This is a genomic window from Pseudoblastomonas marina (assembly GCF_034374265.1).
GTDB classification, from domain to species: Bacteria; Pseudomonadota; Alphaproteobacteria; order Sphingomonadales; family Sphingomonadaceae; genus Alteriqipengyuania_A; species Alteriqipengyuania_A marina.
The window spans coordinates 902,429-921,803 of record NZ_CP139718.1; the positions used below are offsets into that span (position 1 = coordinate 902,429).

Consider the following 19,375-nt stretch of genomic DNA (forward strand, 5'->3'; position numbering starts at 1 on the left):
ATCAGAGCTGGCGCTTGATCGCCTTGTCGGTCTTTTCGCCATAGGGCGGTTTGAGCCCTGCCAGGCCCGCCACGTCAACCTTCGTCTGATGGTAGACCGAGCGCGCGTGGCTGAATTCCTTGAAACCTTCGGGTCCGTGATACGAGCCGATCCCCGAGGGCCCGACGCCACCGAAGGGCAGGTCGTCCATCGAGACGTGGAAGACAACGTCGTTGACCGTCACGCCACCCGAGATCGTGCGACCCAAGACATGCTCACGCTCGCCCTCGTCGCTGCCGAAGTAATACAAGCCAAGCGGACGGTCGTTGGCATTGATGTAATCGACCGCCTCGCCGACCTCGCGATAGGTCTTCACCGGCAGCACGGGGCCGAAGATTTCCTCCTGCATCGCCTGCATCTCGTCGGTCACGCCGGTGAGCATGGTCAGCGGCATCTTGCGCGCATTGGTGTTCGAGAAGTCCTCCCCGGCGGGATTGACCTCGATCACCTCGGCACCCTTTTCGCGGGCATCGGCGACCATGCCCTGCAACCGGTCGAAATGCCGGTCGGTCACGACCGAGGCGTAATCGTCATTGTCGAGCAGGGTCGGGTACATCGCGCTCGCAGCCTTTCGGACCGCGTCGATCGCCTCGTCCTGCCGGTCCTCGGGGACGTACATGTAGTCGGGTGCGAGGCATATCTGCCCGGCATTCATCATCTTGCCCATCGCGATTCGCTCGCCCGCCTTTGCGAAATCGGCGCTGCGGCCGAGCACGACCGGCGACTTGCCGCCGAGTTCGAGCGTGACGGGGACGAGGTTTTCGGCCGCCGCCTGCATCACCTTGCGCCCGGTCTCGGTGGACCCGGTGAAGACGAGGTGATCGAATGGGAGCGAGGAGAAGGCGTGGGCCGTCTCGGGTCCGCCGGTCACCACGACCAATTCCTCGGGCGCGAAATACTCCTCGACCAGCTGGCGCATCGCCTCGCTCGTCGTCTCGGTGAATTCGCTCGGCTTGATCATCGACCGATTGCCCGCGGCGAACACTTGGACGAGCGGCCCGAAGCTGAGATTGACCGGGAAATTCCACGGGCTGAGGATGCCGACGACGCCTTTCGGCTCGTAGCGAACCTCTCCCTTCGATCCCATGAGGTTGAGCGGAAACTGGATGTGGCGCTTGTCCGCCTTCGCCCATTTGTCGAGGTTCTTGAGGCAGTATTTGGCGAAGTTCACGGTGCCGACGATATCGGTGATCATCGATTGCTGCGGCGAGCGGTTGCCGAAATCCTCGCTCATCGCGTCGCACAGGACTTGCGAATGATCGGTCAGCAGCGCGATGACGCGCTTGATCCGGTCGCGTCGCAGCGCCAGCGGCTCGGGTCGGGAGGCGGTGAAGGCCGCACGCTGAGTGTCGAGGATCGCCTGCAGTTCGGCCTTGTCCGCCATCGTTGTTCTCCCGGAAATTTACGTTTCGTCTTGCTACGTATGTCGGGCAATCGTTGTTCCGAGGCAAGCGCGTCATATATCTGGCCCGAACGGCGCGCCGATTTGCCAATGCCGCAATGCAGCATTAGACCGCGCGCCAAACACAGTTCCAACAATCGAGAGGCACCCTCCCCATGGCCCAGTTTTCCGAGCAAGATCCCGTCGTCATCCTGTCCTACGCCCGTACGCCGATGGGCGGCATGCAGGGCGCGCTGGCCGACGTTTCGGCGACTGAGCTCGGCGCCACGGCAGTCAAGGCCGCGGTCGAGCGCGCCGGGGTCGACGGCGAGAATGTCGACCGCATCTACATGGGCTGCGTGCTGCCTGCCGGTCTCGGCCAAGCCCCCGCACGCCAGGCCGCGATCAAGGCGGGCCTGCCCAAGTCGGTCCAGGCGACCACGGTCAACAAGGTCTGCGGTTCGGGCATGCAGACGGTCATAATGGCCGCCGAAGCGCTCGCCGGCGGGACGATGGATTATGCCATCGCAGGCGGCATGGAGAGCATGACCAATGCTCCCTATTTGCTCAAGAAGCATCGCTCGGGCGCGCGGCTCGGCCACGATACCGCCTACGACCACATGTTCCTCGACGGGCTCGAAGATGCCTATGAGGAAGGCCGTGCGATGGGCACTTTCGCGCAGGATACCGCCGACGAATACCAGATGACCCGCGAGGAAATGGACGACTACTCGATCGAGTCGCTCCGCCGCGCCAATGCTGCGATCGAAAGCGGCGCGTTCGACGGCGAAGTCGTCCCCGTCACCTTCTCGACTCGGAAGGGCGACGTGACGGTCGACAAGGACGAGCAGCCCGGTCGCGGTCGCCCCGACAAGATCCCGAGTCTGCGCCCCGCCTTCGCCAAGGACGGCACGATCACCGCTGCGACTTCGAGCTCGATTTCGGACGGTGCCGCGGCGCTGGTGCTGACCCGCGACTCGCTCGCGAAGGAAAGCGGTGCGAAACCGGTCGCCAAGATCGTCGGCATGGCCGCGCATGCACAGGAACCGTCGAAGTTCACCACAGCCCCGATCGGCGCGATCGAGAAGGTCCTCGCCAATGCCGGGTGGGACAAGGACGATGTCGACCTGTGGGAAGTAAACGAAGCGTTCGCCTGCGTCGCGATGTTCGCGATGCGCGACATCGGCATTCCGCACGACAAGATCAACGTCAATGGCGGTGGCACCGCGCTGGGCCACCCGATCGGCGCCAGCGGCGCGCGGATCATCGTCACCCTGCTCAACGCCTTGAAGGAACAGGGCAAGAAGCGCGGCGTCGCCTCGCTCTGCATCGGGGGCGGCGAAGCCACCGCGGTCGCGGTCGAGATGCTCTGAGGCTTCCGAGAACAATCGGAAATCACGTGAAAGGGCGGCCCGCGGGTCGCCCTTTTTCGTCGGTCAGGGTGGGCCCTCGCCCCAGATGCTCTCGCCGGCGATCCAACCCCGCCTGTCGCCGATCGCGAATTCGCACCAGCCATTCGCACATTCGCCCAGCCTGCCGATCACACCCGGCTGCGCGCGCCACAATAGTTTGGCACTCGGCGATCCCTCTGCGCGAATCGCGGCAAGCCCCTCGACCGTGACGGTGGCAGTGCGATCGCGGCTGAGAAAGCGCGCGAGCATCCACCCCCGCGCCCCGTCCTGGTCCTCGACCAGGCGCCAACCGCCCGATTTGCGCACCACCCTCAGCGGCAGGTCGCGCCGGACATAGACCCAGTCGATCGGATAGGACCGATCGGGCCCGACCCGCATGTTCGCGCGGTCGACCTTGAGCGAGACCCAATAGGGAGGCTCGGCATCCTGCGCCGCGCTCGGCCACGCCAGCAGCAATCCGGCCAAGGCCATAAAAATCATGGGGAAACGTACGATCGACATCGGAATTGCGAATAAATTGTTCGTCGCTGCGAAACAAGCGGTGCTTGATTAGCGCGACCACGCAGGCCAAGCCTTTCGTGCATGAGCGAAGAGCAAGTCGACCGCCGTATCGAAGGAACCCCGCGCGTCCGGGTCACCCGCCGGCTCATGCCGCATGTCGAACAGCGGATGGGCGAATTGTTCGACGTCACACTCAATCGCGACGATTCGCCGCTCGATCGCGATGCCCTTGGGGCGGCGATGCGCGAATGCGACGTGCTGGTCCCGACCGTGACCGACCGGATCGACGCCGACCTTATCGAGAGCGCGGGCGAGGATTTGCGGCTGATTGCCAATTTCGGTGCCGGGGTAGAACATATCGACCTCGCCGCGGCGCGGAAACGCGGGATCATGGTGACCAACACGCCCGGCGTTTTCACCGACGACACGGCCGACCTTACGATGGGGCTGATTATCGGCGTGCCGCGCCGCATGCGCGAAGGCGTCGAACTCGTGCGGAGTGGGGAATGGACCGGCTGGGCACCGTGCTCGATGCTGGGTTTCGGCCTGCGCGGCAAATGCCTTGCGATCGTCGGGATGGGAAGGATCGGACAGGCGGTCGCGCACCGCGCACGCGCCTTCGGGCTCGAAATCGCCTATCACAACCGCAAGCGCCTCCCCGAGGCGCTCGAGAACATGCTCGGTGCGACCTATGTCGACAATCTCGACGACCTGATGCGCTGCGCCGACATCCTCTCGCTCCACGCGCCAGGCGGGGAGGAAACGCATCACTTGATCGATGCACGGCGGATCGGATTGATGAAACCGGGCTCCTGCCTGATCAACACCGCACGCGGCGACCTGGTTGACCAGGATGCACTGATCGAAGCGCTCGAAGATGGACGCCTCGGCGGCGCCGGGCTCGACGTCTATCCCGAGGAGCCGAAGGTCGACCCCCGGCTGCTCAAGGTCCCCAACGTCCTCACCCTGCCCCACCTTGCCAGCGCCACCGTCGAGGGCCGCGAGGCCTCGGGCGAGAAGGTTATCGCCAATATCCGCATTTGGGCCGACGGACATCGTCCGCCCGACCAGGTGCTCGAAGGTTGGGTATAAGCAAGATTATTGCGCGGCTTTGCCCTTGCCGCAGTGCAGCATTGCGCGTTAGCTAGTCGAAACATTTCGGATCGACGGGGGAAATATGCGTTACCTGACCGCTGCACTGGCAATGGGGGCCGCTCTCCTGCCGCAGATGGCAAGCGCGCAACCCGTTACCGCGATCACCGTCGATGTGGCCGATAGCGGTGATACCGCCTGGATCCTGACCGCATCCGCGCTCGTGCTGATGATGGCGATCCCCGGTCTCGCGCTGTTCTATGGCGGACTCGTGCGCGTGAAGAACGCGATGTCGGTCTACCTGCAGGTCGGCGCGATCGTCGCGATCTGCTCGCTGCTGTGGGTCGTGGTCGGATACACTTTGGCCTTCGGCGAGGTCGGCAGCGGCTGGATCGGCGACGGCAGTCGCTGGATGATGATCCGCCTCGATGCCTGGCGCGCCGACACGACGATCCCCGAAAGCTCGTTCGCCCTGTTCCAGATGACCTTTTTCGCGATCACCCCCGCGCTGATGGCCGGGGCCTGGGTGGAACGCGCCCGCTTCGGCTGGGTGGTCGCCTTCTGCGCCCTGTGGAGCCTGATCGTCTATGCCCCGGTCGCGCACTGGATCTGGGGCGGAGGCTGGTTGTCCGACCTCGGCGTCTACGATTTTGCAGGCGGTCTGGTCGTCCATACGACCGCGGGGATTTCGGCGCTGGTCGTCGCGCTGCTGCTAGGGCGCCGCAACGGTTTCCCGGCCAAGCCGATGCTGCCGCACAGCCCGACGCTGGTCATGATCGGCGCGGCACTGCTGTGGGTCGGCTGGTTCGGCTTCAACGGCGGCTCCGCCCTCACCGCGACCGACGATGCCTCGACCGCGATCATCAACACCCACGCCGCCGCAGCGACCGCCGCGCTGATGTGGATCGCGATCGAGAAGGTATCGTTCGGCAAGTCGACCGGGATCGGCTTCGCCACCGGTGCGATCGCCGGGCTCGCGACGATCACGCCCGCCGCAGGCGCGGTCGCGCCGGGCGCGGCGATCATCTTCGGCTTGCTCGCCGCCCCGGTCTGCTACTTCGCCATCCGCCTCATCAAGCACCGTTTCCACATCGACGATTCGCTCGACGTCTTCGCGGTCCACGGCGTTGGCGGGATGCTCGGCACGCTGTTGTTCGCCGTGTTCGGCCTCGCCGCGTTCGGCGGTACGACCGAAGGTGTCGCCTTCGGCGACCAGTTCATCGCGCAACTGACCGGCATTGCGGTCGTCGGCGGCTATTCGGCGGTGGCGACCGCGTTGATCGCGCTGGCCGTCTCGCTGTTCCTGCCGATGCGCGTCGGTGAAGAGAGCGAGCGCCACGGGCTCGACAGTGCCTCCCATGGCGAACACGCCTTCAAGCTCGACTGATCCGGCGCTCCACGCTTGCACCGCGCGCCCCATCCGCTAGGTGGCTGAGCCCATGGACCAGTTCGCCGCCAAGATCGAAACGCTCGAGCACCAGCTGATGCGCGCCTGGATGGTGCGCGACCGCAAGGCGATGCGCGGCATGATGTCGCGCGACTTCATCTTTCACCTCGGCGGCAGCCGCGGCGCGATCCTCGATCGCCCGAGTTGGCTCGACGCCTCGTCCGGTAGGTTCAAGCTTGAAGCCTATCGCTTTGGTGAGATTTACGCGCGCAAACTCGGCAAGACGGCGGTGTTCGTGACCCCCGTCCAATTCGAGATGAAGATGGGCGCGCGCGAATGGACGGGTGCCTTCGGGCTGACCGATATCTGGCAGAAATCGCGCCTTCGCAGGAACTGGCAGCTCGTCGAACGGGTGATCGCACGGCCCGAGAGCGACGAGGACATGGCCGCCGCGATCCGCGATTTGCAGCTCTGGCGCTAGAGCCTCTTCTCGTAGAAAATATTGAAATCGCTCGCGCGATAGGCACCGAACGGTCCGCGTCGTTCGAAGCCATTGCGGGCATAGAGCCTGTTGGCGGGCGCGAATGTTTCGCCGGTTCCGGTCTCCAGGAACAGCGCATGATATCCGCGTTCGCGGGCGACACCCTCGATATGGTCGAGCATCGCCTGCCCGATCCCACGCCCCATCGCCGATTTGGCCGTCCGCATCGACTTGACCTCACCGGTCCCGGCATCGAGCGCCATCAAGGCACCGACGGCCAAGAGGTCACCCCCGTCCCGCGCGGCAAAGACGGTCAACTCGGGGCGGTCAAGCCCCGCGAGGTCGAGCGCAAAGGACGTTCCCGCCGGGGAACCTTCGGACATCTGCCGCTGGTGGTCCGAAATCAGGGCGCGGACGTCGTCGTCGACAAGGTCCGCGACGCCGATTTCCACGTCAGTCCCCGGTGAGGATACGCTCGACCAGTTCCTTCACCGTCGGGGTGAAATTGTTCGAATAGAACGGGTCCTGCTTGAAACGGTAGGCCGCGTGGCCGGCGAAGGCGAGGTTCTCGTCCGGATCGCCGCCATGCGCGATATCCTGCAAGGTCTTCTGGATACAGAAGCTGCGCGGATCGGCGAGGCGGCCGGTGGTGTGGTCGTCATGATCCTTCCAGCTCGAGAACTGGCAGTGCGAGAGGCAGCCCATGCAACCCTGCTGGTCGGCGCGGATCTGTTCGGCGCTTTCGGGGGTCACGAACACGACGGTGTTGTCGGGCGTCTTGAGCGCCTCGGTGAAGCCCTCGTGCATCCACGCCTGCGCCTTGCGCTGGTCGCCGGGATGGACGAAGAAATATTTCGCCTTGCCGTGATCGGCGAGCGGGATCGTCCCCTCTTCCTCGTCGCGCTTGAAGATCGGGATCTGGCGCTCCGAACGATGCATCAGGTCGTAGAGGAACGGCGTCTTGACCGCGGAGGAATAGAAGCCGGTGGGCGAGAACTTGTGGAGCAGCACGTCGCCCGGCTCGACCGTGCGCAGCATGTCCTTCCACACGTTCGGGATCGGGCTTTCCTTGGTCAGTAGCGGCCGCGTGCCGAACTGGAAGGCGATCTTGCCGAGCTCGGGATTGTCGATCCACTCTTCCCATTCACGCAGGAACCACACGCCGCCCGCCATCACGATCGCGGTGTCCTCGGAAACGCCTTCGGCGCGCATCGTCTCGCGCAGCGCCTTGACCCGCGGATAGGGATCTTCGGGCTTGGTCGGGTCCTCAGCGTTCGACAGGCCGTTATGCCCGCCGGCCAGCCACGGATCCTCGTAGACTACCGCCGCCATCAGGTCGGGGACTTTGGAATAGCTGCGCTTCCACAGCGCGCGGAAAGCGCGCGCCGAGCTGATGATCGGGAGGTAATGGACGTTGAACCGCTGGGCTATCTCGGCGAGCTTGTAGGGCATGCCCGCGCCGCAGGTGACCCCGGTGATCATGCCCTTGCAGTTCTCGAGCACGCCTTCGAGCACGCGCTGCGCGCCGCCCATTTCCCAAAGCACGTTGATATTGATCGCGCCGCGACCGTCGGCGATCTCGTGCGCGCGCTTCACCTGTTCGGTCGCTCCGTCGATCGCGTAGCGGATCAGTTGCTCGAACCGTTCCTTGCGGGTGGCCTGTGGGTAGACCTGCGGAATCGGATTGCCGTCCTCGTCATAGCTGTCGGCATTGACGGCGCTCACCGTCCCGATTCCGCCCGCGGCGGCCCAGGCGCCCGAGCTCATGTGATTGGTAGCCGAGACGCCCTTGCCGCCTTCGATCAGCGGCCAGACTTCGCGCCCGCCGTAATTGATGGGTTGGAGACCCTTGAATGCCATGTATCAGTTATCCTCTATCGTCACGCTTCCAAGCTTCGTCTTGGGCGGCGTGCACGGCTCGATCCCGGATGGCGCAGGCCGATCCCCCTCGAGCTCGAATTGTGCGTAATAGCCCCTGATCTCGGGCTTTCTTATGAACTCGACAAGCCGATAGCCGACGCTGCGCATTTCGCAAAACAACAATGCGGGCGGCATGCCGTGGTTTTGGGGCGGACGGTCGCGATCGACCACGATCACCTGCCCGCCTTCCCTGAGCGCCGGGCGAAGTCGCCACAAGAACGCATAGGGCTCGCGGATCTCGTGATACATGTGGACCATGAAGATCCTGTCGAAACTGTCCTTGGGCAGGCGCGGATCGTCTCCGCGGCCCAGGGTGAGCGAGACATTGTCGAGCCGTTCGCGCTCTACCCGCGTGCCGAGCCGGCGGAGAACGTCGCGATCGATGTCCTGCGCCAGCACCCGGCCCCGGCCGCCGACACGTTCGGCCAGGCGCACGGTGTAATAGCCCTCGCCCGCGCCGATATCGGCCACTGTCGTTCCGTCGCCGATATCGGCGAGGTCCATCACCAATTGCGCTTCGCCCAATTCGTCGCGGCGAATTTCGGTGCCGGCCGAATTGCCCGTGACATCCGCAACCGGACGGTGCGCCCGCGGAAACTCGCGTGAACTCGCGGGCCGGTCGAGGTCTTCCTCGACACGTTCGCAACCCGCCAGCGCGAGGCCGGCGAGCAACCAAACGGCGAGATGTCTTGGGGGGCTCATAGCGTGCGTCTAGCTTGCAAACCCGACCGGGCGCAATGCAGCCCTACTCGACGTCCTCCACATCGACCTGTTCGCCGGTCACCTTCTGCGCCAGCGCCGCCGAGATGAACTGGTCAAGCGCGCCGTCGAGCACGTCGTCGGGCGAAGTCGAGGTAACGCCGGTGCGCAGGTCCTTGACCATCTGGTAGGGCTGAAGGACGTAGGAGCGGATCTGGTGGCCCCACCCGATATCGGTCTTGCTCTCGTACTCGGTCCCGGCGGCGGCCTCGCGTTCGGCCATTTCGCGTTCGAACAGGCGCGCCTTGAGCATGTTCATTGCGGTCGCGCGGTTCTTGTGCTGCGAACGGTCGTTCTGGCTCGCGACGACGATTCCGGTGGGCTGGTGGGTGATGCGAACCGCGGAATCGGTCGTGTTGACGTGCTGCCCGCCGGCACCGCTCGCGCGGTAGGTGTCGATCTTGAGGTCGCTCTCGTTGATCTCGACCTCGAAATCGTCGTCGATCACCGGGTACACCCAGACCGAGCTGAACGAGGTGTGCCGCCGCGCCGAGCTGTCATACGGACTGATGCGGACGAGGCGGTGCACGCCGCTCTCGGTCTTCGCGTAGCCATAGGCATTCTCACCCTTGAGCAGCAGCGTCGCGCTCTTGATGCCCGCCTGGTCGCCGGCCTGGTATTCGACCGTCTCGACCTTGAAGCCCCGGCGTTCGGCCCAGCGGGCATACATTCGCAGCAGCATCTCCGCCCAGTCCTGGCTTTCGGTACCGCCCGCGCCGGCGTGGATCTCGAGATAGGTGTCGTTGCCGTCGGCCTCGCCCGAAAGCAGCGCCTGGACCTTGTCGGCATCGGCGCGATCGGCGAGCTTCTCGAGCGTGGCGAGACCTTCGCTGGCGACATCGTCGTCGCCCTCGGCCTCACCCATTTCGACGAATTCGATCGCGTCGTTTTTCTCGCTCTCGATCTCGCGCACGGTATTGACCGCGGTTTCTAGCCGCTTTTGCTCCTGCGTGATCGCCTGCGCCGCCTTGGGATCGTCCCACAGGGTCGGGTCCTGCACGCGCGCGTCGAGCTCGTCGAGACGGCGCAGCGCCTTCTCCCAGTCGAGCGATTTGCGCACCAGCGCCAGCGCGGCGTCGATCCGGTCGATATGGGCCTGCCCTTCGGCACGCATGTCAGGTCCTCCAAAGCTACGGCCCGCGCGCTTAGGACAGGCTCGCCGCTTTAGCTAGGGGTACACCGCCCTTTCCCGCGCAAAGGCGCTCGACACCGGAGCCGCGTCTCGCCTATGCGACGCGTTAACCGACCGATTAATTCCGGAGACCGCGACCCATGCCCATCCCCGCCCCGTTCGACCGCTTGCGCCTGCCGATCATCGGATCGCCGATGTTCATCGTTTCGGGGCCCGAGCTGGTGATCGCGCAATGCAAGGCGGGGATCGTCGGCAGTTTCCCCGCGCTCAACGCGCGCCCCTCGGGCATGCTCGACGAATGGATGCACCAGATCACCGAGGAGCTCGCGGCGCATAATCGTGACAACCCGGATCGCCCCGCCGCTCCGTTCGCGGTCAACCAGATCGTCCACCGCACGAACGGCCGGCTAGAGGAGGATATGCAGGTCTGCGAGAAATGGCAGGTTCCGATGATCATTACTTCATTGGGCGCGCGCGAGGAATTGAACCAGGCGGTGCACAATTGGGGCGGGATCACGATGCACGACGTGATCAACAACCGCTTCGCCAACAAGGCGATCGAAAAGGGCGCCGACGGGCTGATCCCGGTCGCCGCGGGCGCCGGGGGCCATGCCGGCACGCAATCGCCCTTCGCCTTGATGCAGGAAATCCGCGAATGGTTCGATGGGCCGGTGGCGCTGTCGGGTTCGATCGCCAATGGCGCGGCGGTGCTCGGCGCACAGGCGCTGGGTGCCGATTTTGCCTATATTGGCTCGCCCTGGATCGCGACGGTCGAAGCCAATGCCGAGCAAGGCTACAAGGACGAGATCGTGAAGAGCGGCGCTGACGACATCGTTTACACCAACCTCTTCACCGGGGTGCACGGCAATTACCTCAAGGGCTCGATCGAGCAGGCCGGGCTCGATCCAAACGATCTTCCCCAAAGCGATCCGAGCAAGATGAATTTCGGCTCGGGCGGGAATTCGAAGGCCAAGGCATGGAAGGATATCTGGGGCTCGGGCCAGGGGGTCGGCGCGGTCAAGGCGGTCGATACCGTGGCCGAGCGCGTCGACCGGCTCGAAGCCGAGTACCGCGCCGCACATCAGCGCCTGCAGGCCGCAACCGCCCCCTTCGTCGACTGAGGATTAGTGCCGGGTCGCCGCCCACAGCAGCGCGGCCATCCGGTCGAGCTCGGTGAAATCGCGGCCCTCGCCCAGCGGGTCGCGCATATTGAGCCGCATCCGGCGCCCGGGAGCAACCAGCTGGCGCCGCAGGCCGCGCTGGAGCAGGAGCAGTCGCATGCGGGAATGCTTGGCCTTGCTGCGCGAAGACTCGTCCGTCGCTTTGGCCCAGTCCCGCTCGATCTGCCCGACACGCTGCCAGACGACCTCCGAATAGCGCGGATGCGGGCCGCGATGGAGCGGCAGGCCGAGTTTCAGGACCTGCGGTTCGCGACAGGGCAGGAGCAAGCCGTTGGCGCGAAAATCCTCGAACAGCAGGCGGCCGGGATCGACCGCCGCGAAGAATCGATCGAAAGTCCCTCGCGTCACGAGCGCCAGCGGGAGGAGGTGATGTTTCTGCATCGCCGGATCGTAGGCGGGCGAGCCGGGTCGATTGATCCGCGAGAACGGCAGGCATGGGCGTATTTCCCGACCCCTTCCGCCGCTGGCCGATCGATCATTCACTCCATTCGACGACGACGAACCGGCCATTGGCGGAGGGCGCGAGCCGAATCGTGCGTCCGCCTTCTCCGGATAGTTCGAGCGGTGATTGGACCGCATCGCTTTCGACGAGCCGGTCGATCAACCGGGCCGCGAGCGCCCAGCCTTCTGATCCCGCCTCGGCGATCGCGGGATCGAGGCGCAATTCCTGCCCTGTAAAGAGCGCCAAGCCGTGACTGTGCAAGCCGCCATCGGGCGCGGAACGCAATCCGACCATCCCCAGTGCGGGAAACGGCCCGCCCGCCAGCCAGGCGTCGACCACGCGCCTGAAGTAGCCCGGTTCCATCGCGCTGCCGATCGGGCGCCACACGATCGCGAGAGGCGACTTGAAATCGACGATCCGGCGGACCAGCATCGCCCCTGCCCGGACCACCGGCATCGCATGCGCCATGTTGGCGATATCGGGGCCGGGGACGATCGTGAGCCCGGCGCGGTTGAAGAAGGTGTCCGGTTCGACGTCGAAGCAGTGTTCGATCGCGGCGTGTTCTTCGCGATTCCAGACGCCGATTGCGGCGATATCGAATCCCAGTCCGCCGACCATGCATTCGATCGTGGGGTATCCCGATGCCGGATTGACGAGCCGTTGGCAGGAGAGTGCGGGCATTCGGCTCTCATCATCGCCGACCGCATTGAATGCGGCCTGCAGGCGTTCGAGCCTCGGCACCGAGCCGGAAGGATACAGCACTTCCCATGCCATGCCGGTACGCAATTTCCCCCTTGCAAGCCGTCTTCCGCGATCAGAACCGGTTTCTGGCGTCGTGGCGCTCGCGCGTCGAGTCCTAGATCGCTGACCGGTCCGAAATGGATGTGAAACTCAGAAGATACCGAGTTCGAGTCCCTCCGCGAGCGCTTCGCCCAACTCGTTCGCTTCGGCCAGTCGATCGGGCGGAACGGTCTTCTGCGCGAGGATCGCCTCGGGGGTCTGCGCATCCATGTTGACGATCACCGGTGGGGCGGCACGCTTGAGCCGCCAGCCCTTCGCGATCCGGTCGATCTGTGCCTGCGCGCCGCTGCCGTCGGACCCTGCCGCGATGAGCGTGGCGTAGGGACGCCCCTCGATCTTCCCGAGCACCGGGTAATAGCAGCGGTCGAACATTTCCTTCATCATGCCGCTCATCGTCGCGAGATTTTCCGGACAGGCGAAGAGATAGCCCTGCGCTTCGAGCAGGTCGTCGGGCGAAACGTCCTCTGCGCACAGCAGCACCGCGCCGTCGCCCGCCCCTTCCTTGGCGGCGCGGGCGAGCGCCTCGGCGGTTCCGGTGCGGCTGTGCCATATGATCGCGAGCATGCCGCCGGTCCTATCGCACAGGGGACAGCGGGGCCAAGGGTCTTTCGCCCGCTCCCTGGGCGGGATAGCCTCGAACCATGACACTCGCGGCGCGCTCGATCACCGATCTCGGAACTTCGCTCACCGGCCAGCGCTGGATCTGGCGCGGGGGCGCGATGCAGGACATCGCCAGCGGCACCGACCTCGTCGCGCAGCTGCTACTGGCGCGCGGGGTCACTCCCGAGAACCTCGATCGCGAACGGAACCCGAGCCTCCGGTCGTTCCTGCCCGACCCGTCGATCTTCAAGGACATGGATGCCGCCGCCGAACGGCTCGCCCAAGCGGTCATCGCGCGCGAGGCGGTGACGATCTACGGCGATTACGACGTCGACGGCGCGACCAGCGCGGCACTGCTGATCCGGCTGATCCGCATGCTGGGGCACGATGCCGGTCACTACATTCCCGATCGCCTGCTCGAGGGCTACGGCCCTTCGGGCGATGCGCTGCTCAAGATCGCCGAGGGCGGTTCGAGCCTGATCGTGACCGTCGATTGCGGTGCGATGGCGCACGAGGCGCTCGGTGCGGCGCACGACGCCGGCGTCGACGTCATGGTGGTCGACCATCACAAATGCGCGCCCGATCTGCCGAAGACATTGGCGCTGGTGAACCCCAACCGCCTCGACGAGATCGAGGAAGCGGCCGCACACGGCCATCTCGCGGCGGTCGGCGTCGCCTTCCTGCTGGCGATCGCCACCGTGCGCACGCTGCGCGGGCGCGGCTATTTCGAGGATCGCAAGGAGCCCGACCTGCTCTCGCTGCTCGATCTGGTCGCGCTGGGCACGGTAGCCGACGTCGCCGCACTGCGCGGGCTCAACCGGGCGTTCGTCGCGCAGGGGCTCAAGGTCATGCGCCACCGCGCCAATACCGGCATGTCGGCGCTGCTCGATGCGAGCCGCCTGCAGCGCGCTCCCGTGTGCAGCGACCTCGGCTTCGCGCTCGGTCCGCGAATCAATGCCGGCGGCCGGGTCGGCGAATCGACGCTTGGCGTGCGGCTGCTGACGACCGAGGATCCCGACGAGGCCGCCGAGATCGCCAAACGCCTTTCCGAACTCAACGAGGATCGCCGCCAGATCGAGAGCGAGGTGCAGGAAGAGGCCGAGGCGCAGCTCGCCGGACAGGGCAATCGCGCGGTCCAGCTCCTCCACGGCGCCGGCTGGCATCCGGGCGTGATCGGGATCGTCGCCGGCCGGATCAAGGAAAAGACCGGTCGGCCCGCGATCGTGATCGCGCACGGCGCCGACGGCGAACCCGGGAAGGGTTCGGGACGATCGATCGCGGGCGTCGATTTGGGAGCGGCGATCATCGCCGCGCGCGAAGCCGGACTGCTGATCGCAGGCGGCGGACACGCAATGGCGGCGGGTCTCACGGTCGATGCCGACAAGATCGATGCCCTCGCCGACTTCCTTGATGATCGGCTCGCGCGCGACGTCGGCGAGGCACAGGGCAATCGCGAGATGAAGCTCGACCTCGCGGTCGCACCGGGCGGGCTCACCCCCGAATTGGTCGATTCGATGGAAGAGGCGGGGCCCTACGGCATGGGCTGGCCGGGACCGCGCATCGCTGTCGGTCCGGTGCACGCGATCAAGTGCGACGTCGTCGGCAAGGACCACGTCCGTATGATCGTGCGCGGCGAGGACGGTGCCCGTTTCAAGGCGATCGCCTTCCGCGCGGCGGAGGGCGAAATGGGCCAGGCGCTGCTCAACAATCGTGGTTCGCGGCGGTTCTGGCTGGCCGGTCGACCCAAGGTCGACGACTGGTCGGGCCGCCGCGAAGCCGAGTTAATCGTCGAAGATGCGATTTGGGCCGATTGAAGGGTTGACCGCCGCTCCAACGAACCGTAATGGGCCGCCTCCACCGCATGCATGGCCCCTTCGTCTAGCGGTTAGGACGCGGCCCTTTCACGGCTGAAACACGGGTTCGATTCCCGTAGGGGTCACCATGCGGTGGCATTTTCTCCCCCACATCGATGGCACTAGCGACACACGCTCCAGCCCACCCGGCCTCCGGCCTGGTCGAGGTGGAAATGGTCGGCATGCGCCGGATTGTAATCGGGCGACAGCGTCGTGCCGAAAATGTCGCAGGCCCCGTCGCGCGCTGTACGCAGGAAGGTGGCGGCAGCCGAATCGTCCGGATCGTTTTCCCAGTCGCGCAGCACGCTGATCGTCCGTCCATCCTCCGTCCGGAAGGCCGCGATATCGATCGCATTGCCGGTCGCATGCTCGCTCCAGCGGCCGCTGTCGCCACCACCGATTCGCCGACAATTGTTGGTCCCCAGGTGATCGAGCGCGACAATCCGGCTCCCGAGGTGCTCCTGCGCCGCGGGCTGGACGACCTTGTCCATCCACAGCACCAGTCCCGCAGCGACCGCGCAGGTCGCCTGTGGCGCACCGGGACGCAGCCTGAGGCCGCGATTGGGCTGAGGAGCGAGGACCGTCCTGTCCTCGCGGCGACACGCCCCCTCGCCCGCCGGTTCGAAGGCGGTGAAATCGATCCCGCTGCGTTCCAGCACCGCACGGCATTCCTGTGGGCGGTCGCGCAGCGCCACGAGCTTGCGATCGGTCGCCCAGCCTACGGGATCGTTGAGGTCTAGCGGCGCCCAGGGATCGTGTTGGGGATGCGCGGCGAGCCAGCTGCGCGCACCGACGACGACCGCCCCGATCAGCAGCAGCGCCAGCGCCCACCTGTCGTAAGGCGAGAACCGTCCTGTCGGTGGCCAGTGCGCAGGTTTCCTCAATGGAAATCGCGCGACTTGGGAATGATGCGCACATCGCGCGGATGCCCGCGCGAGGACGGATCGTGCCACCCGCATTCGCGATTGCCCGGAGGCGAGTCCTCGCCGTCTTCGCGCTGGTGGAGTTTTGCGGGCAGCGGATGGTTCACGTGGTCGGCGCGCGCGAGCTGTGGGGTCAGCATGTCGTCGGACAGGCGATGGAGCTGGTGCGTCGCGTCGGTCATGTGGCTGGCGATGACATGGATCACCTCGTCGTCATACTCCACCCTGCCGCGGACCTCCATCAGCCGTGCACCCATCACCACCTTGCGCTGGCGCTCCTTGAGGTCGGGCCAGACGACGAGGTTGATGACGCCGGTCTCGTCCTCAAGCGTGATGAAGCACACCCCCTTGGCCGAGCCGGGGCGCTGGCGGATCAGCACCACGCCCGCGACATTGACCATCGAGCGGAACTTGCGTTCCCTCAGGTCGCAGGCGCGCACGAAGCCACGCTCGGCGAGGTCGGCGCGCAGGAAGGCCATCGGATGCGCCTTCAGGCTCAATCGCGTGGTCTGGTAATCGGCCACCACTTCCTCGCTGAGCGGCATCTGCGGCAATTGCGTCGGCTCGCGCTCGCGCCCTTCCTCGCGCGCTTCGGCCGCACGGAACAGCGGCAGGTCGACCCCGCCGACGAGGCTACGCGCCTCCCACAGCGCCACGCGGCGCGAAATCCCGAGCGAACCGAACGCATCGGCGCTGGCGAGCCGCTCGATATGCGCCGGGCCAATGCGGGCCCTCTCCTGCAGCGCTGCGACATCGGCATAGAGCCCGTTCGCCTCGCGCTCGGCCACGAGCCGCGCGGCGACGTGTTCGGGCAGGCCATCGACCTGTCGCAGCCCGAGCCGCAGCGCGATATGCCGGTCGAGCCGCCCTTCTTGCGCTTCCTGCGCCTCACCGACGGTCTCGAGCGTACAATCCCAGGCCGACAGGTTCACGTCCGCCGGCAGCACTTCGACCCCGTGCTCCACCGCATCGCGAACGATCTGTGCGGGCGCGTAGAAGCCCATCGGCTGCGAATTGAGCAACGCGCAGCCGAATGCCGCAGGGAAATGGCATTTGAGCCAGCTCGACACGTAGACGAGGTGGGCGAAGCTGGCGGCATGGCTTTCGGGGAAACCGTACTCGCCGAAGCCGCGGATCTGGTTGAAGCAGCGCTGCGCGAAGTCGCGATCGTAGCCGCGATCGACCATCCGCTCGACCATCATGTCCTGCAACTCGTCGACCATGCCACGGCTGCGGAAGGTCGCCATCGCCTTGCGCAGCCGGTTGGCCTCCTTCGAGGAAAACTTCGCGGCATCGAGCGCGATCTTCATCGCCTGTTCCTGGAAGATCGGCACCCCCAGCGTGCGCTCGAGGATGCTGGAGAGTTCATCGGGCGGGCCATGGGCGGCGTCCGGTGCCGGGATCACCACCTGCTCCGCGCCGCGGCGGCGCTTGAGATAGGGGTGCACCATGTCGCCCTGGATCGGGCCCGGACGCACGATCGCGACCTGGATCACGAGATCGTAGAATTCGCGCGGGCGCAGCCGGGGCAGCATGTTCATCTGCGCACGGCTCTCGACCTGGAACACGCCGAGCGAATCGCCCTTGCGCAGCATGGCGTAGGTCTCGGGATCCTCGCGCGGGACGCTGGCGAGGCTCAACCGGCGTTCGTGATGATCTTCGAGCAGGTCGAGGCATTTCCTGATGCAGGTCAGCATGCCCAACGCCAGCACGTCGACCTTGAGGATGCCCAGCGCCTCGATATCGTCCTTGTCCCACTCGATGAAGCTGCGCTCGGGCATCGCGCCATTGCCGATCGGCACGGTCTCGGTGAGCGCGCCCTCGGTGAGGATGAAGCCGCCGACATGCTGGCTGAGATGGCGCGGCATCCCGATCATCTGCCGCGTCAGCGCGAGCACACGGCGCAAATGCGGATCGGTGATGTCCATCCCCGTTTCCCCGACATGCGCCTCGCCGATCTCGGTTCCCCACCCGCCCCACACGGTGCCCGCGAGCTTGGCGGTGACATCCTCGGTCAGCCCCATCGCCTTGCCGACCTCGCGGATTGCCATGCGGGGACGGTAATGGATCACGGTGGCGCACAGTCCGGCGCGGTGGCGTCCGTATTTTTGATAGATGTGCTGAATCACCTCCTCGCGCCGCTCGTGCTCGAAATCGACGTCGATATCGGGCGGCTCCTTGCGGTCCTCCGAGATGAAGCGGTCGAACAGCAGCTGGTGCTTCGACGGATCGACATTGGTGATGCCGAGGCAATAGCAGACCGCCGAATTGGCCGCGCTGCCGCGCCCCTGGCACAGGATCGGCGGTTCGACCCCGTAACGCGCGAAATCGACGATATCCTTGATCGTGAGGAAATAGCGCGCGAGATCCATCTTCGCGATCAACGCGAGCTCTTTCTCAAGCGTGGCGAAGACCGTTTCTGGGACACCGCGCGGATAGCGCTCGACCGCGCCCCACCAGGTCTCGACCTCGAGGAATTCCTGCGGTCCCATCCCGTCGGGATAGATCTCCTCCGGATATTCGTAGCGCAGTTCGGACAGGCTGAAATCGCAGGCATCGGCGACCGCGCGCGCCGCCGCGATCGCATGCGGCCAGCGCGCGAACAGCGCGACCATCTCCTGTGGGGACTTGAGGTGCCGTTCGGCATTGGCATGGAGCAGGTGCCCGGCGGCGGCGACGGTAGTCCTGTGCCGGATCGCGGTCATCACGTCCTGCAGCGGGCGGCGTTCGGGCGCATGGTAATGCACGTCGTTGGTGGCGAGGAGCGCAAGGTTGTTCGCCTTCGCCAGCGCATCGAGGCGGTCGATCCGCGCGATGTCGTCGCCAGTGTAGAGATGACTGGCGGCGACGTGCTTCAGCGTGGGAAGCTGGCCTGCGAGGTGGGGAAGGATCTCACCGAAGGACAGGGCGATGTCGCGCGAAGACACTGCGAGCGAATCCATACCCGGAAACGGCACCACATTGTTCGGCACCGCGATGGTGAACTTCGCTTCGAGATCATCCGGCGGCACCAGGATCAGCTGCACGTCCTCAGCATGTTTCGCCAGCATGGCGAGCGAGATGTCGCACGCGCCCTTCTCCTGCCATTCGCCGTCGAGCGTTGCCATCCTGCCGGCGCTGATCAGGCGGCACAGGCGACCATAGGCGGCGCGATCCTTCGGATAGGCGAGGAAGGCGAGGCCCTCGACCGTCTCGATCCGGCAGCCGATACATGGCCGCAGCTTGAGCGTGTGCGCCTCGGTATGGACGCGCACCACGCCGGCCATGCTGTTCGCGTCGGCGATCCCGATCGCATCGTAGCCGAGCGAGCGGGCCTTCATCACGAGGTCGACCGCGTCGGAAGCCCCGCGCAGGAAGCTGAAGCAGGAGACGAGGCCGAGTTCGACGAAGGGTGCGCGCGGCGGCGCGGCGATCAGGTCCGGATCGAGCTCGATCCGGCGCTTGTCGGGCGTGAGCGGAGCCTCGGGCATG

Annotated in this window: 17 protein-coding genes and 1 tRNA gene; 7 read left to right on the forward strand and 11 right to left on the reverse strand. The window is 65.7% G+C overall.

Annotation, left to right across the window (positions count from 1 at the left end; all coding sequences use genetic code 11):
* Position 1: 1 nt before the first annotated feature.
* Positions 2-1,423 (reverse strand): coniferyl aldehyde dehydrogenase, encoded by a 1,422-nt coding sequence (locus T8S45_RS04380; protein ID WP_322294818.1) that lies wholly within the window; start codon positions 1,421-1,423, stop codon positions 2-4.
* Between the two features lie 173 nt (positions 1,424-1,596).
* On the opposite strand from T8S45_RS04380, the gene T8S45_RS04385 reads away from it, so the two are divergent.
* Positions 1,597-2,793 (forward strand): acetyl-CoA C-acyltransferase, encoded by a 1,197-nt coding sequence (locus T8S45_RS04385; RefSeq protein ID WP_322294819.1) that lies wholly within the window; start codon positions 1,597-1,599, stop codon positions 2,791-2,793.
* Between the two features lie 63 nt (positions 2,794-2,856).
* On the opposite strand, the gene T8S45_RS04390 is transcribed toward T8S45_RS04385, so the two are convergent.
* Positions 2,857-3,312 carry an SH3 domain-containing protein gene (locus T8S45_RS04390; protein ID WP_322294820.1) on the reverse strand — a complete coding sequence of 152 codons (456 nt, stop codon included), beginning with the start codon at positions 3,310-3,312 and terminating at the stop codon, positions 2,857-2,859.
* A 102-nt stretch (positions 3,313-3,414) separates the two neighbouring features.
* On the opposite strand from T8S45_RS04390, the gene T8S45_RS04395 reads away from it, so the two are divergent.
* The 3 genes from T8S45_RS04395 (at position 3,415) to T8S45_RS04405 (ending at position 6,293) form a co-directional block, all read left to right on the forward strand.
* Entirely contained in the window at positions 3,415-4,425 is a 1,011-nt protein-coding gene (locus tag T8S45_RS04395; RefSeq protein ID WP_322294821.1) for a 2-hydroxyacid dehydrogenase, read from the forward strand.
* Positions 4,426-4,510: 85 nt separating this feature from the next.
* On the forward strand, positions 4,511-5,812 hold the full coding sequence (locus T8S45_RS04400; RefSeq protein ID WP_322294822.1) for an ammonium transporter: 1,302 nt from the start codon (positions 4,511-4,513) through the stop codon (positions 5,810-5,812).
* A gap of 40 nt (positions 5,813-5,852) precedes the next feature.
* Complete coding sequence (locus T8S45_RS04405; RefSeq protein WP_322294823.1) at positions 5,853-6,293, forward strand: nuclear transport factor 2 family protein; 441 nt, start codon at positions 5,853-5,855, stop codon at positions 6,291-6,293.
* On the opposite strand, the gene T8S45_RS04410 is transcribed toward T8S45_RS04405, so the two are convergent.
* The 4 genes from T8S45_RS04410 to prfB are packed head-to-tail and all read right to left on the reverse strand — an operon-like array spanning position 6,290 to position 10,086.
* Positions 6,290-6,745 carry a GNAT family N-acetyltransferase gene (locus T8S45_RS04410; protein ID WP_322294824.1) on the reverse strand — a complete coding sequence of 152 codons (456 nt, stop codon included), beginning with the start codon at positions 6,743-6,745 and terminating at the stop codon, positions 6,290-6,292. The two genes, T8S45_RS04405 and T8S45_RS04410, sit on opposite strands and share 4 nt — an antisense overlap.
* Before the next feature lies 1 nt (position 6,746).
* Positions 6,747-8,153: an NAD(P)H-dependent flavin oxidoreductase gene (locus tag T8S45_RS04415; RefSeq protein ID WP_188641817.1), complete on the reverse strand. Its 1,407-nt coding sequence runs from the start codon at positions 8,151-8,153 to the stop codon at positions 6,747-6,749.
* A gap of 3 nt (positions 8,154-8,156) precedes the next feature.
* Positions 8,157-8,915 carry a class I SAM-dependent methyltransferase gene (locus tag T8S45_RS04420; protein WP_188641818.1) on the reverse strand — a complete coding sequence of 253 codons (759 nt, stop codon included), beginning with the start codon at positions 8,913-8,915 and terminating at the stop codon, positions 8,157-8,159.
* A 43-nt stretch (positions 8,916-8,958) separates the two neighbouring features.
* The gene (gene prfB, locus T8S45_RS04425) at positions 8,959-10,086 is read right to left on the reverse strand and encodes a peptide chain release factor 2 (protein ID WP_322294825.1); all 1,128 of its coding nucleotides are present in this window, start codon (positions 10,084-10,086) and stop codon (positions 8,959-8,961) included.
* Positions 10,087-10,244: 158 nt separating this feature from the next.
* Between prfB and T8S45_RS04430 the strand changes: the two genes are divergently transcribed.
* A complete protein-coding gene (locus T8S45_RS04430; protein WP_188641820.1) occupies positions 10,245-11,225 on the forward strand; it encodes an NAD(P)H-dependent flavin oxidoreductase in 981 nt (326 codons plus the stop codon).
* A 3-nt stretch (positions 11,226-11,228) separates the two neighbouring features.
* Here T8S45_RS04430 and T8S45_RS04435 read toward each other — a convergent pair whose 3' ends face one another.
* The 3 genes from T8S45_RS04435 to T8S45_RS04445 form a co-directional block, all read right to left on the reverse strand.
* Entirely contained in the window at positions 11,229-11,864 is a 636-nt protein-coding gene (locus T8S45_RS04435) for an AHH domain-containing protein (protein WP_407654926.1), read from the reverse strand.
* Positions 11,761-12,513, reverse strand: coding sequence for a hypothetical protein (locus T8S45_RS04440; protein WP_322294826.1), 753 nt, complete (start codon positions 12,511-12,513; stop codon positions 11,761-11,763). Before T8S45_RS04440 ends, T8S45_RS04435 begins: the two co-directional genes overlap by 104 nt.
* Positions 12,514-12,618: 105 nt before the next feature.
* Positions 12,619-13,092, reverse strand: coding sequence for a flavodoxin family protein (locus T8S45_RS04445; protein ID WP_322294827.1), 474 nt, complete (start codon positions 13,090-13,092; stop codon positions 12,619-12,621).
* A gap of 77 nt (positions 13,093-13,169) precedes the next feature.
* On the opposite strand from T8S45_RS04445, the gene recJ reads away from it, so the two are divergent.
* Together recJ and T8S45_RS04455 are read left to right on the forward strand one after the other, a co-directional pair.
* Positions 13,170-14,942 (forward strand): single-stranded-DNA-specific exonuclease RecJ, encoded by a 1,773-nt coding sequence (gene recJ, locus T8S45_RS04450; protein WP_322294828.1) that lies wholly within the window; start codon positions 13,170-13,172, stop codon positions 14,940-14,942.
* Positions 14,943-14,995: 53 nt separating this feature from the next.
* A tRNA-Glu gene (locus T8S45_RS04455) sits at positions 14,996-15,070 on the forward strand.
* A gap of 33 nt (positions 15,071-15,103) precedes the next feature.
* Here the strand turns inward: T8S45_RS04455 and T8S45_RS04460 are convergent.
* Together T8S45_RS04460 and T8S45_RS04465 are read right to left on the reverse strand one after the other, a co-directional pair.
* Entirely contained in the window at positions 15,104-15,865 is a 762-nt protein-coding gene (locus tag T8S45_RS04460) for an extensin-like domain-containing protein (RefSeq protein ID WP_322294829.1), read from the reverse strand.
* Positions 15,862-19,374 carry an error-prone DNA polymerase gene (locus T8S45_RS04465; protein WP_322294830.1) on the reverse strand — a complete coding sequence of 1,171 codons (3,513 nt, stop codon included), beginning with the start codon at positions 19,372-19,374 and terminating at the stop codon, positions 15,862-15,864. Before T8S45_RS04465 ends, T8S45_RS04460 begins: the two co-directional genes overlap by 4 nt.
* Position 19,375: the final 1 nt, after the last annotated feature.

What these genes read in the sequence shown, in the direction of transcription:
- T8S45_RS04380 (WP_322294818.1), bottom strand. Translation starts at nt 1,423, where the DNA reads ATGGCGGACAAGGCCGAACTGCAGGCGATCCTCGACACTCAGCGTGCG.
- T8S45_RS04385 (WP_322294819.1), top strand. Translation starts at nt 1,597, where the DNA reads ATGGCCCAGTTTTCCGAGCAAGATCCCGTCGTCATCCTGTCCTACGCC.
- T8S45_RS04390 (WP_322294820.1), bottom strand. Translation starts at nt 3,312, where the DNA reads ATGATTTTTATGGCCTTGGCCGGATTGCTGCTGGCGTGGCCGAGCGCG.
- T8S45_RS04395 (WP_322294821.1), top strand. Translation starts at nt 3,415, where the DNA reads ATGAGCGAAGAGCAAGTCGACCGCCGTATCGAAGGAACCCCGCGCGTC.
- T8S45_RS04400 (WP_322294822.1), top strand. Translation starts at nt 4,511, where the DNA reads ATGCGTTACCTGACCGCTGCACTGGCAATGGGGGCCGCTCTCCTGCCG.
- T8S45_RS04415 (WP_188641817.1), bottom strand. Translation starts at nt 8,153, where the DNA reads ATGGCATTCAAGGGTCTCCAACCCATCAATTACGGCGGGCGCGAAGTC.
- T8S45_RS04420 (WP_188641818.1), bottom strand. Translation starts at nt 8,915, where the DNA reads ATGAGCCCCCCAAGACATCTCGCCGTTTGGTTGCTCGCCGGCCTCGCG.
- prfB (WP_322294825.1), bottom strand. Translation starts at nt 10,086, where the DNA reads ATGCGTGCCGAAGGGCAGGCCCATATCGACCGGATCGACGCCGCGCTG.
- T8S45_RS04430 (WP_188641820.1), top strand. Translation starts at nt 10,245, where the DNA reads ATGCCCATCCCCGCCCCGTTCGACCGCTTGCGCCTGCCGATCATCGGA.
- T8S45_RS04435 (WP_407654926.1), bottom strand. Translation starts at nt 11,864, where the DNA reads ATGCGGTCCAATCACCGCTCGAACTATCCGGAGAAGGCGGACGCACGA.
- T8S45_RS04445 (WP_322294827.1), bottom strand. Translation starts at nt 13,092, where the DNA reads ATGCTCGCGATCATATGGCACAGCCGCACCGGAACCGCCGAGGCGCTC.
- recJ (WP_322294828.1), top strand. Translation starts at nt 13,170, where the DNA reads ATGACACTCGCGGCGCGCTCGATCACCGATCTCGGAACTTCGCTCACC.
- T8S45_RS04465 (WP_322294830.1), bottom strand. Translation starts at nt 19,374, where the DNA reads ATGCCCGAGGCTCCGCTCACGCCCGACAAGCGCCGGATCGAGCTCGAT.